General features: G+C 74.8%; 7 protein-coding genes. 6 read left to right on the top strand and 1 reads right to left on the bottom strand.

Annotation, left to right across the window (positions count from 1 at the left end):
• Both ABD345_RS20825 and ABD345_RS20820 read left to right on the top strand, forming a co-directional pair.
• Nucleotides 1–1,279, top strand: a 1,279-nt coding sequence (locus ABD345_RS20825) for an SUKH-4 family immunity protein (RefSeq protein WP_344553919.1), incomplete at its 5' end; no start/stop codon positions are given.
• Between the two features lie 174 nt (nt 1,280–1,453).
• Nucleotides 1,454–2,707: a hypothetical protein gene (locus tag ABD345_RS20820; RefSeq protein WP_344553918.1), complete on the top strand. Its 1,254-nt coding sequence runs from the start codon at nt 1,454–1,456 to the stop codon at nt 2,705–2,707.
• A gap of 215 nt (nt 2,708–2,922) precedes the next feature.
• Here the strand turns inward: ABD345_RS20820 and ABD345_RS20815 are convergent, their stop codons facing one another.
• On the bottom strand, nt 2,923–4,230 hold the full coding sequence (locus ABD345_RS20815) for a nucleotide sugar dehydrogenase (protein WP_344553917.1): 1,308 nt from the start codon (nt 4,228–4,230) through the stop codon (nt 2,923–2,925).
• 697 nt (nt 4,231–4,927) lie between these two features.
• On the opposite strand from ABD345_RS20815, the gene mfd reads away from it, so the two are divergent.
• The 4 genes from mfd (at nt 4,928) to ABD345_RS20795 (ending at nt 12,992) form a co-directional block, all read left to right on the top strand.
• The gene (mfd, locus tag ABD345_RS20810) at nt 4,928–8,560 is read left to right on the top strand and encodes a transcription-repair coupling factor (RefSeq protein WP_344553916.1); all 3,633 of its coding nucleotides are present in this window, start codon (nt 4,928–4,930) and stop codon (nt 8,558–8,560) included.
• A gap of 389 nt (nt 8,561–8,949) precedes the next feature.
• Nucleotides 8,950–9,573, top strand: coding sequence for a SurA N-terminal domain-containing protein (locus tag ABD345_RS20805; RefSeq protein WP_344553915.1), 624 nt, complete (start codon nt 8,950–8,952; stop codon nt 9,571–9,573).
• Nucleotides 9,574–9,707: 134 nt separating this feature from the next.
• Entirely contained in the window at nt 9,708–11,924 is a 2,217-nt protein-coding gene (locus ABD345_RS20800) for a DUF7927 domain-containing protein (protein ID WP_344553914.1), read from the top strand.
• A gap of 72 nt (nt 11,925–11,996) precedes the next feature.
• A complete protein-coding gene (locus tag ABD345_RS20795) occupies nt 11,997–12,992 on the top strand; it encodes a nucleoside triphosphate pyrophosphohydrolase (RefSeq protein ID WP_344553912.1) in 996 nt (331 codons plus the stop codon).
• Nucleotides 12,993–13,041: the final 49 nt, after the last annotated feature.

Here is a 13,041-nt window from a genome sequence, read left to right as displayed (position 1 = left end):
CTCGCCGCCGCCCGCCCCCGCCGGGCTGCGCCCCGAGGGCGCCCCGCCCGCCCCGGCCGCGCCCGAGGCCGCCGCCGTCGCCTACCAGGCCACCCAGCTGGCCCCGGCGATCGAGCTGCCGCCGGGCGCCACCCCGCCGTTCCCGATGGCGATGCCCGGCGGCGTCCCCGGCCAGCCGTTCCCCGGCGCCCCGGCACCGGCCCCGCAGGGCGCGCCGCCGTTCCAGACGCCCCCGCCGCCGCCCTTCCCGGGCGCCCCGCAGCCCTTCCCCGGTGCGCCCGGCCCCGCGGCCCCGCCGCCGGCCGGGCCGCCCACGGTCGGCCCCGGCACCACCGCGGTGGTCAACTACCGGGGCCCCGACGGCTCCGAGCTGAGCCTGGTGATGACCTCCGAGTTCGGCACCCCGCACCCCGAGTGGAAGGCCCTCCAGGAGCTGCGCCGCCTCGGCGTGCCGGCCGACCAGGTGCTGGAGGTGCACACCGACCTGGAGCTGTGCGACCTGCCCGGCGGCTACTGCGCCCGGATGGTCCGGTCCTCCTGGCCGAACGCCCGGATCAGTCACACCGCCCCGTACGGCCGGGACGCCGCCGCCCGGCAGGCCGGCATGAACGTGCTCAGCGAGCACGTCGAGCAGATGCACCAGCTGGTGTCCGCGCCGCCGCGCCCGCGCACCGTCCGGGTGCCGCTGCCCGCGCCCGGCACCGTCCCGCAGCAGCCGCCCGCGCCGCCGCAGCAGCTCGCGGCGGAGCTCGGCGGCATGTTCGGCCCCTCGATGTTCCGGTTCGAGCAGCGCGCGGTGGCCCGCCAGGGCGTGCCGGAGCCGGTCGCCCAGATGCTGATGTGGGTCGGCCTGCCGCGCGATTTCGCGCCGTTCTTCTGGGCCCAGGCCCAGGAGGGCCGCCCGATCCCGACGCTGGCCGAACTCGCCGCCGAACGCGGCCTGCCGCCCGGCCCGGACTTCGGCGGCTACCTGGTCCTCGGCAACGACTACGGCCGCCAGCTGTGCGTCCAGTACGGCACCGCCGCGGTGGTCGCCGTCGACATCGAGAACCCGGCCGAGCCGCCGCGCTTCGTCAACTCCGGCGTCCCCGAGTTCATCGGCTGCCTGGCCGTGCTGGCCCGGATGTGGCGGCTGCGCTACGGCCTCAACCCCGAGCAGGCCGGCCGCTGGACCACCGACCTCCAGGCCCAGCTGATGGCCGTCGACCCGGCCGCCGTGCACACCCCCGAGAGTTGGTGGGCGGTCCTGGTCGAACAGCTCTGGGACGGCCTGCTGTGACCCCGTAGCGACCCCGCGCCGCACGGCCGGTTCCCCCGGCCGTGCGGCAGCCCCCTGTTTGGTTTGCGTTCGTATCTGCGCAAAATAGGTCAATGGGACGGTTCGTCCGCCCCACCTGCACCAGGCAAACCCGGCGGGGCCGCGCAGCCCGCGAGCACGAGGAGAACAGCCGAAATGAGCGACGCCGTGTCCCAGTACGGCTTCACCCCGTCCCGGCGCGGCTACGCGCCCGAGCAGGTCGACGCGGCCGTCACCGCGCTCAGCCGCGAACGCGACGAAGCCTGGGAACGGCTCAGCGTCCTCGGCGGCGGCCTGCGCGAGATGGAGAAGCGCCTCGCCGACATCAAGCGGGCCGCCGAGGACGCCCCCGACCCCGACTTCGCCGAACTCAGCGACCAGGCCGCCGCCCTGCTCGGCATCGCCCTCAACGAGGCCGACGCCGTCCACGCCAAGGCCAAGCGCTCCGGCGAGGACGCCCGCGACGCCGCCCACGAGGCCGGTGAGGCCGCCGCCAAGGCGGCGAAGGACTTCGCCGCCAAGCTGCGCGAGGAGACCGACCAGTTCGTCCGCCGCACCGACGAGCGCAGCCGCGCCGAGGCCGAGCGCATCCGCGCCGAGGCCGACGCCGAGTGCCGCGCCCTCGTCCACGCCGCGACCGGCCACGCCGCCCGGGTCCGGGTCGCCGCGGCCAACGCCTCCGAGCAGTCCGAGAGCGCCCTCGCCGAGCGCCGCCGCAAGGCCGACGAGGACTTCGCCGCCGCCGAGGCCGCCGCCGACGCCGCCGTGGCCAAGGTCACCGCCGCGGCCGACGCCCGGGTCAAGGAGGCCGAGCAGCACCGCGAGGCGATGCTCGACGAGGCCCGCCGCCTCGACGGCGACGCCCAGGCCAAGGCGGACGCGGCACTCGCCGCCGCGAAGGAGAAGGCCGACCGGATCAGGGCCGCCAGCGAGCGCGAACAGGCCGACTTCACCAAGCGCCTCGACAAGGTCCAGACCCACCTCGACCACATCAAGGGCACCCTCGCCTCCCTCACCGGCGCCGCCGTCGGCGCCATCGAGGACCCGGAGGACGCGGCCGAGGCCGTCGCCGCCAAGAAGGCCGACCTCACCAAGCCCCCCGCCACCGACCAGCCCACCACCGTCCTCGGCCCGGTCAAGCCCGAGCAGGACGCCCCCCGCAAGCCCCACACCCCGCCCGCGCCCGCAGCCGCCCCCGCCGACCTGAGCAAGGCCCCGCTGCCCCCGAAGCCGGAGACCAAGCCCGAGCCGAAGCCGGAGACCAAGCCCGAGCCGAAGCCGGACGCCAAGCCCGAGCCGAAGCCGGACGCCACGGTCGAGGACCGCATCGTCCCCAAGATCGTCATCGTCGACGACGGCATCGACCACGACACCCGCCCGGACCGCAACCGCATCCAGCGCCGGGGCTGAGAGCCCCGCCAGAGAGCCCCGCCAGGGGCTCGGGGAACGGCGAGTCCGTGCTGCTGGCGGCCGGAGCCCATCGGAGGTCCGTGCTGCTGCGTGTAGTGACAGGAACCGGAAGCCGATGCGCGCTCCGGCAGTGCACCTCATGCAGACCCGGGCTCGCCGTTCCCCGAGCCCCTGGTTTCGCGCTCGTGAGCCCCTGGTGGTGCTCTCGTGGGGCCCTACAGGACCTCGACGCTCGCCCCCGTCAGGCGGCGGCGGCAGTCGAGGACGTAGCGAGCGTGGGTGGTGATGGCGTCGTAGTCGAACTCGTCGTGGTCGGCGAGCAGGACGACGGCGTCGGCGGCGGCCAGTTCCTCGGGGGTGGCCTCGACGCGGTGGACGGCGGCGAGCGGGCCGCCCTCGTGGGCGGGGGTGCGCTGGCCGGGGACGCGGGGTTCGGCGACGTGGACGCCGGCCAGCACGTGCGGGTCGGCGGCGCGGACCTCCGCGCCCTGGCGGGTGAGCAGGTCGACGATCCGGGCCGCCGGGGTCTCCCGGGCGTCGCCGGTGTTGGCCTTGTAGGCCAGGCCGAGGACCAGCACGCGCGAGCCGTTGACGCTGCGGCGGCGCTGGTTGAGCGCCTCGGTGAGGCGGCGCACCACGTAGTCCGGCATGTGGCTGTTGACGTCGTTGGCGAGTTCGACGAACCGGAAGGACTGGCCGAGGGCGCGTTCGACCCGCCAGGACAGGTACGAGGGGTCGATCGGCAGGCAGTGGCCGCCGACGCCCGGGCCGGGGGTGAAGCGCAGGAAGCCGAAGGGCTTGGTGGAGGCCGCGTCGATGGCCTCCCAGACGTCGATGCCGAGGTCGTGGGCGAACATCGCCAGCTCGTTGACCAGGGCGATGTTCACGTGCCGGAAGGTGTTCTCCAGCAGCTTGGTGAGTTCGGCCTCCTTGCAGGAGGAGACCGGGACGGTCCGTTCGACCAGCTGCCCGTAGAAGTCGGAGACGGCGGCCAGGCCCTCGGGGGTGGTCCCGGAGACGACCTTCGGGGTGTTCTCCAGCTTCCACACCGGGTTGCCGGGGTCGATCCGCTCGGGGCTGTAGCCGAGGTGGAAGTCGGTGCCGGCCCGCAGCCCGGAGCCGGCCTCCAGCAGCGGGGCGAGCAGTTCCTCGGTGGTGCCCGGGTAGGTGGTGGACTCCAGCACCACCGTCGCGCCGGGCTTCAGGTGCCGGCCCAGCAGCTTCGCGGACGCCTCGATGTACGAGAGGTCCGGCACCCCCTCCCGCAGCGGCGTCGGGACGGTGATCACCGCGACGTCGAACCCCGCGACGTCGGCGGGGTCGGCGGAGGGCAGGTACGCCCCGCCGTCGAGCAGCGGGCGCAGCCGCTCCCCGGGAATGTCCTCGACGTACGACTCGCCGACCGCGAGTCGCTTGATCCGGCGCTCGTCCACGTCGTACCCGACGACGCGGTGGCCCACCTCGGCGGCGCGGACCGCGAGCGGGAGTCCGACATAGCCCTGACCTGCGATGACGACGCGCATGACGAAGAAACCCCCTGGAAAAGACCGGTGTCCCCACACCTTCTTCACACGAGGGTACGGAGCGACGGCCGCCGCGCGGGCCGCTTCGCCCGAACTGGTGCCAAAGGGGCGGGCCGGGCGGCGCGCGATCGCGGTTCCCCGATTTCCCCGGAATTGTTCCCCCGGCGCCCCCGGCGCCCCCGCGTCCCCGTCGTCCCCGGAACAATCCGCCGGAATTCCGGAAATCCGTCCGCCGTTCCCCGTTCTCGGTCCGTCCGGAGCGGAACGGGGCGGTCGACCCACGCAGAACGCCGAGAGCCGCGGCGCCCGCCCGGGAGCGGACGCCGCGAATCCCGGCGTGAGTGGCACGGGCGCCCCCACCCAGGGTCGCCCGGCCTTCGCACTCCCGACCCCCATCGAGGTGCGATCGCGCTTCCGCAGCCATCCCCCACGGTTGGATGCGGCCTGCGCTGACACCAATGGTGCGCGCCGACCATGGACGCGCAGTGACAGCAATGTGTCGGCCGCATGATCTCTGGACAAGCCGTGTCGGATACCGGTGAGTCGGCCCGGAAGGCCCGGCCGGGCCGCCGCACCGCGTGCCGGAGGGCGGCGCGGCGTAGGCTGGACACCCCCCGGGGCGCACCGCGTTCCGGGCTGTCGCGCTGCCCGGCCGTCTCCTGTGCCGGGCCACTCCCCGTCGTGGAGAAACTGACGTATGAGCCTGTCCGGACTGCTCGATGTCGTCGTACGGGACGCCGCCCTCGCCGAGGCGATCGAGGCGGCGGCCACGGGGCACAGGCAGCACCTCGACCTGGTCGGACCACCCGCCGCCCGGCCGTTCGCGATCGCCGCGCTGGCCCGCTCGCTGGCCGCCCGCGGCGGTGAGCGGGGTCGGCCGGTGCTGGCCGTGACCGCCACCGGCCGGGAGGCCGAGGACCTCGCGGCCTCGCTGCGCTCGCTGCTGCCCGCCGACGCGGTCGCCGAGTTCCCGGCCTGGGAGACGCTGCCGCACGAGCGGCTCTCGCCGCGCTCGGACACCGTGGGCCGCCGGCTGGCCGTGCTGCGCCGGATCGTCCACCCGCGCGCCGACGACCCGGCCGCCGGGCCGGTGCAGGTGGTGGTGGCGCCGGTGCGCAGCGTGCTGCAGCCGCAGGTGAAGGGCCTGGCCGAGCTGGAGCCGGTGGCGCTGCGGCGCGGCGAGCAGCACGACCTGGGCGAGGTGGCCCGCAAGCTGGCGGCCGCGGCCTACGCCCGGGTCGAACTGGTCGAGAAGCGCGGCGAGTTCGCGGTGCGCGGCGGCATCCTGGACGTCTTCCCGCCGACCGAGGAGCACCCGCTGCGGGTGGAGTTCTGGGGCGACGACGTCGAGGAGATCCGCTACTTCAAGGTGGCCGACCAGCGCTCCCTGGAGATCGCCGAGCACGGCCTGTGGGCGCCGCCCTGCCGGGAGCTGCTGCTGACCGACGAGGTGCGCGCGAAGGCGGCCGCCCTGGCCGCCGACCACCCGGAGCTGGGCGAGATCCTGGACAAGATCGCGCAGGGCATCGCGGTCGAGGGCATGGAGTCGCTGGCCCCGGTGCTGGTGGACGACATGGAGCTGCTGCTGGACGTCCTCCCGGCCGGTTCGATCGCCGTGGTCTGCGACCCGGAGCGGGTCCGCACCCGGGCCGCCGACCTGGTCGCCACCAGCCAGGAGTTCCTGGCCGCGTCCTGGGTGGCCGCGGCGGCGGGCGCCGACCGCCCGATCGACCTGGAGGCGATCGACGTCTCGGCCGCCTCGCTGTGGTCGCTGGCGGACGTCCGCGAGCACGCGGCGGGCATCGGCCTGCCGTGGTGGTCGGTCAGCCCGTTCGCCACCAGCGACTCCACGGTCTCCGGCATCCTCGCCCGCGGCGGAGCCGCTGGTTGGCAGGGCGACGCCGACACCCTCACCCTCGGCATGCACGCCGTCGAGGCGTACCGCGGCGACACCGCGCGGGCGATCGCCGACGCCCGGGAGCGCCTCGCCGCCGACTGGCGGGTGGTGATGGTCACCGAGGGCCACGGCCCGGCGGCCCGGCTGGCCGAGGTGCTCGGCAACGAGGGCATCGCGGCCCGGCTGGTCGCCGACCTGGCCGAGGCCCCGACCCGGGACGTGGTGTACGTCTCCTGCGGGTCGATCGAGCACGGCTTCGTCGACGAGGAGCTGAAGCTCACCGTCATCACCGAGACCGACCTGTCCGGCCAGAAGTCCTCCACCAAGGACATGCGCCGGATGCCGTCCCGCCGCCGCAACGCGATCGACCCGCTGGCGCTCGCGGCCGGCGACTACGTGGTGCACGAGCAGCACGGCGTCGGCCGGTACGTGGAGATGGTGCAGCGCACCGTGCAGGGCGCCACCCGCGAGTACCTGGTGCTGGAGTACGCGCCCGCCAAGCGCGGCCACCCCGGCGACCGGCTGTTCGTGCCCACCGACCAGCTCGACCAGGTCACCAAGTACGTGGGCGGCGAGGCCCCGACGCTGCACCGGCTCGGCGGCGCGGACTGGGCGAAGACCAAGCAGCGGGCCAAGAAGGCGGTCAAGGAGATCGCCGCCGACCTGATCAAGCTGTACTCGGCCCGGATGGCGGCCCCCGGCCACGCCTTCGGCCCGGACACCCCGTGGCAGCGCGAACTGGAGGACGCCTTCCCGTACGCGGAGACGCCCGACCAGCTGACCACCATCGGCGAGGTCAAGGCCGACATGGAGAAGTCCGTCCCGATGGACCGGCTGATCTGCGGCGACGTCGGCTACGGCAAGACCGAGATCGCGGTGCGCGCCGCCTTCAAGGCCGTCCAGGACGGCAAGCAGGTCGCGGTGCTGGTGCCGACCACGCTGCTGGTGCAGCAGCACTTCTCGACCTTCGCCGAGCGGTACGCCAACTTCCCGGTCACCGTGAAGGCGCTGTCCCGGTTCCAGACCGACACCGAGGCGAAGGCCGTGCTGGAGGGCCTGTTCGAGGGCTCGGTGGACGTGGTGATCGGCACCCACCGGCTGTTCTCCTCGGAGACCAGGTTCAAGGACCTCGGCCTGGTGATCGTCGACGAGGAGCAGCGCTTCGGCGTCGAGCACAAGGAGCAGCTGAAGAAGCTGCGGGCCAACGTGGACGTGCTGACCATGTCCGCGACCCCGATCCCGCGCACCCTGGAGATGGCGGTCACCGGCATCCGCGAGATGTCCACCATCACCACCCCGCCGGAGGAGCGGCACCCGGTGCTGACCTTCGTCGGCCCGTACGACGAGAAGCAGATCTCGGCCGCGATCCGGCGCGAACTCCTGCGCGAGGGCCAGGTGTTCTACATCCACAACCGGGTCGAGTCGATCGACAAGGCGGCCGCCCGGCTGAAGGACCTGGTGCCGGAGGCCCGGGTGGCGACCGCGCACGGGCAGATGGGGGAGACCCAGCTGGAGAAGGTCGTCGTCGACTTCTGGGAGAAGGAGTTCGACGTCCTGGTGTCCACCACCATCGTGGAGTCCGGCATCGACATCTCCAACGCCAACACCCTGATCGTCGAGCGCGGCGACACCTTCGGCCTGTCCCAGCTGCACCAGCTGCGCGGCCGGGTCGGCCGCGGCCGCGAGCGCGGCTACGCGTACATGCTGTACCCGCCGGAGAAGCCGCTCACCGAGACCGCGCACGAGCGGCTGGCCACCATCGCCCAGCACACCGAGATGGGCGCGGGCATGTACGTCGCGATGAAGGACCTGGAGATCCGCGGCGCGGGCAACCTGCTCGGCGGCGAGCAGTCCGGGCACATCGCGGGCGTCGGCTTCGACCTCTACATGCGGATGGTCGGCGAGGCGGTCGCCGACTTCCGCGAGTCGCTGGAGGGCGGCGGCGGGGAGCCCGAGGAGGAGCCGCTGGAGGTGAAGATCGAGCTGCCGGTGGACGCGCACGTCCCGCACGACTACGCGCCGGGGGAGCGGCTGCGGCTGCAGGCGTACCGCTCGATCGCGGCGGTCAATTCGGAGGCCGACATCGCGCAGGTCCGCGAGGAGCTCACCGACCGCTACGGCAAGCTGCCCGAGCCGGTGGAGAACCTGCTGCTGGTGGCCGGGCTGCGGCTGTTCGCCCGACGCTGCGGCATCGGCGACATCACCCTGCAGGGCAACTTCGTCCGGTTCGGCCCGGTCGAGCTGCGGGAGTCGCAGGAACTGCGGCTCAACCGGCTCTACCCGCGCACCCAGGTCAAGGCCACCGCCCAGCAGCTCCTGGTGCCGCGCCCCGGCAGCGGCGGCCGGATCGGCGGCAAGCCGCTGGTCGGCCGGGAACTGCTGTCCTGGTGCGCCGAGTTCCTGAGCACCATGTTCGAGGACCTCAAGCGGTAGCGGGCACGGTCGCGCACCCGCCGACGGGGGCGCCGGAGGGCGGCAGGCAGGCGCCCCCGGCGCCCCCGTCCGCGTTCCGGCACCCCCGGGAGCCCGGCACCCCCGGGAGCCCGGGTCGGCCGGCGGCCCGGCTCGGCCCGGCTCGGCCGGGATCCGGAAGGTGACGGAGCCGGGGCTCCGGCCCCGGGCGTCGATCGGCCCGGCGCCGGCCACCGGGGCGTCCGGGCGGGCGGCCGGGCCGGTCGCCCCGATCCGGAACCGGACCGGGACGCGGCGCCGCGCCGGAGGGTGGCGGGGGTCTGGCACTGGGCGGCGGCGGTCAATAGTGTTCCTCCCAGCCACGTACGCAGAGCACCACCGGACCGCGCTCCACCGCCCAGGAGGCCCCAGTGATCCGCACCAGCTCCGCCCGTCGACCGCTCGCCGTGCTCGGCGCCGCGGTCGCCGCCGCCGTCCTCTCCGCGTGCGGCACCGCGCCGGCCCACCAGGGGGCGGCCGCCGTGGTCGGCAGCGACCGGATCAGCATCGCCCAGGTCCAGGCCCGGGTCGCCGCCGTCCGCGACGGCGCCGACCAGGCGGGCGCCGCCACCGACGAGCAGCCCGGCCTGGCCCAGCACGCCGTCTCCGACCTGATCCTCGGCAAGGTCGTCGAGCGTGCCCTGGCCGACCGCCGGCTCACCGTCAGCCAGGGCGAGATCGACCGGGCCAGGACCGCCGACGCGCGGACGGTGGGCAGCGAGGCCAAGCTCGCCGAACTGCTGCGCGCCAAGCAGGGCGTCCCGGCCGACGCCGTCGACGGCTTCTACCGCCAGCAGATCGGCCTGGTGAAGCTGGCCGGCGGCCAGGACCCGGGCAGCGCCGACGGCGACGCCGCCATCCGCAAGGCCCTGGCCGCCGCGGGCACCGCCCTGCACATCGAGGTCAACCCCCGCTACGGCAGCTGGGACGCCGACCGGATCGGCCTGACCGGCAGCACCGAGGACTGGCTGCCGAAGTCCGGCCAGGACGCCTGACCGCGCGCCGGGGCGCCCCGGGGCCGGACGGGTGAGCGCCCCCGCGCGTCGGACGTGTTCGCGCAGCGATCCCGCACCCGGAGGTGAGGCTGGGCTCCTCCGCCCACCCCGCCGTACCGGTTGCGAGGTCACCCGTGGTCCAGCGCCGTCCGCCCCTGCCCAGGACGCTGCGCGCGCTGTGCGCGGTCCTGCCCGTCGCCGCGCTGCTCGTCCCGCTCGCCGCCGCCCCCGCGGTGCCCGCGACCCTGCGCGGGGCGGGCACCCAGCGGCCGATCGGGCCGGACCCGGCGGTGAACCTGCTGACCCACGGCAACCTGACGATGGCCGCCAACTCGGTGCTGACCTGCGACGACAGCGACGGCTCGCCCTGCAACGACACCGAGGGCAGCAACAACAACCGCACCATGTACGTGAAGAGCGACCCGAACGCGCCCGGCGACAACGCCTCCGCCGCCGACCTGGTCGTCCCGGCCGGGGCGACGGTGCTCTCGGCCCGCCTCTACTGGCAGTTCAACCCGGTCAACACCAGCACCATGGGCGGCCACTCCGGCGACATCGCGCTGGGCGACAAGGTCTACTGGAAGGTCCCCGGCGGCTCCTCCTACCAGCAGCTGACCGCCGACACCTACGACTGGTTCGACCAGCGGACCGGCGGCACCCCGACGCTGCTGGCCGGCGCGGGCGTCAAGGACGTCACCGCCGAGGTGCGGGCGGCCGGCCCCGGCAGCTACACCGTCGCCGACATCCAGGCCTGCGACGGCCGCTCCTCCTCGGCGGACGGCGGCGGCAGCAACGTCGGCTGCTGGGGCGGCTGGTCACTGGTCGTCGCCTACCAGAACGCGGCCGACCCGTTGCGCTACCTCAACGTCTGGGACGGCTTCCAACTGCTGCGCACCCCCGACAACCTGGCCACCATCACCCTCGGCGGCATCCGCACCCCCGCCACCACCGCCCCCGCCGCCGCCACCCTCGGCGTGGTGGTCGGCGACGGCGACGTGCAGATCTCCGGCGACCAGCTGTCGGTCGGCTCCGGCACCGCCGACCTCACCCCGCTGCCGATGCCCGGCCCGACCGGCGTCGTCACCGACAACGCCTTCGCCAGCCGGATCGACCGGGTCGCCGCCGACGGCACCGGCACCAACACCACCACCCGGGACCCGAACCCGGTCGACAACTACGGCTACGACGCCCGGACGATCGACGTCACCGGCAGGATCCCGGCCGCCGCCACCCAGGCCGTCCTGCGGGTCAACGGCTCCGGCGACGCCCTGCACCCGCAGGCCGCCTGGCTCGCCCTCGACGCCCTCGAACCCGACCTGCGGATCACCAAGGCCAACAGCCCGGCCGGCACCACCGACGACGACCCGCCCGGCGACGTCGAACCCGGCGACACCGTCGGCTACTCCTTCGACGTCGCCAACCGGCACGCCGACGGCGGCACCGCCGACCTCGACACCGCCACCGACGTCACCGTCACCGACCGACTGCCCGCCGGCACCACGTACCAGAGCGGCTCCAACCCGGACTGCACCGCCGCCGGGCAGACCGTCACCTGCGCCGTCCCCGACCTCGCCCCCGGCGCCACCGCCAACGTCGCCTTCCGGGTGACGGTCGACCAGGACGCCGCCGGCGGCACCAGGCTGGACGACACCGCCACCCTCGACTTCAAGGGCAGCCAGACCCGGCGCGCGCAGACCCGGACCAGCAACACCGTCCGCAACACCGTCGTCGACCGGCCCCGGTACCGGATCGAGAAGACCGCCTCCCCGAGCAGCACCACCCCCGGCGGCACCGTCGGCTACCGGGTCACCGTCACCAACACCGGCAGGGTCCCGGCGAACGGCGTCACCCTCGACGACGACCTCTCCGGCGTGCTCGCCGACGCCGCCTACCGGGGCGACGCCACCGCCGACCTCGGCACCGCGACCGTCACCGGCACCACCCTGCACTGGGCCGGCGACCTGCCGGTCGGCGCCACCGCGACCCTCACCTACTCGGTGACCGTCGCGCCCGCGCTGACCGCTGACACCCGGCTCACCAACACCGTCACCTCCTCGACCCACCGCAACAACTGCGCCGCCGGCAGCACCGACCCCGCCTGCGGAGCGACGGTCACCGTCACCGTCCCGCCGCCGTCGCCCTCGCCGTCCACCAGTGCCGGCCCGTCGCCGTCCGCGAGCCCCTCGCCGCACCCGAGCGGCACCCCGCGGCCCGTGCCCGGCCCCGGCACGAACGGCCGCCTCCCGGAGACCGGGGGCGCCGGCGCCCTCCCGCTGGTCGGCCTGGCCGCCCTCGGCTGCGTGCTGGCCGGCCTGATGGTGCTGGCGACCAAGTCCCGCCGCCGCCGCTGAACCGGGCCGGGGCCGGCCCGGAACCGCACCGGAGGCCCCGGCCGTCCCGCGACCCGCGATAGGTTCGGTTCCGTGGACACCCCGAAGCTGATCCTGCTGACCACCACCCACCGCGTCGCCCCCGGCCTGCTCAGCTGGCCCGCCTGGGAGGCGCTCCGGTCCGCGCCCGAGGTGCTGGTCGGCGTCGCGGACCACCCGCAGCTGGCCGCCCTGCGCGCGGCGGGCGTCGAGCCGGAGCTGGTGGAGCGGCCGTCCGCCCCCGCGCTGGCCCGGCTGCTGCTGGCCCGGGCGCCCGCCGTCTGGCTGGAGAGCCCGGACGGCGACCCGGGGCTGACCGACGCGCTGGCCCGGATCGCGGTGGAGGAGGCCGGCGAGCACCCGGAGATCGAGCTGCTGCCGGGCTCGTACGACCTGCCGGGGGCCCGGCTGCTCGACCTGGTCACCGTGATGGACCGGCTGCGCTCGCCCGGCGGCTGCCCGTGGGACGCCGAGCAGACCCACGAGAGCCTGGTGAAGTACCTGGTGGAAGAGTCGTTCGAGCTGGTCGAGGCGATCGAGGAGGGCGACCGGGAGACCCTGCGCGAGGAGCTCGGCGACGTGCTGCTGCAGGTGTTCTTCCACTCGCGGATCGCCGAGGAGGACGCCGAGGACCCGTTCTCGATCGACGACGTCGCGGGCGACATCGTGGAGAAGCTCACGTACCGCCACCCGCACGTGTTCGGCGACGTCAGCGTGACCGGCTCCGCCGAGACCGAGGCCAACTGGGAGCAGCTGAAGGCGGCGGAGAAGCAGCGCGAATCGGTGCTCGACGGCGTGCCCTCCGGCCTGCCCGCGCTGGCGTACGCGGCCAAACTGGTCTCCCGGGTGCGCCGGGCGCACTTCACCGGCGTGCCGGACGCGCCGTACCGGCTGCCCGCCGAGCTGACCGCCGAGACCGCGGGCGAGCTGCTGCTGGCCGTCGCCCAGCAGGCGCACGACCGGGGCGTCGACGTGGACGCGGCGCTGCGCGCGGCGGCCCGCCGCTACCGCGCGGCGGTCCGGGCGGCGGAGGGGCTGGCGGAGGAGTAGAGGGCAGGGCCGCCGCCCGGTGGCACGCGGGCCGCGGCGATGTCCTTCG

Origin of the sequence: Kitasatospora saccharophila, assembly GCF_039529925.1 — a bacterium.
In the GTDB taxonomy this organism is placed as follows: Bacteria; Actinomycetota; Actinomycetes; order Streptomycetales; family Streptomycetaceae; genus Kitasatospora; species Kitasatospora saccharophila.
This window is presented reverse-complemented; position numbering and strand designations above follow the sequence as displayed.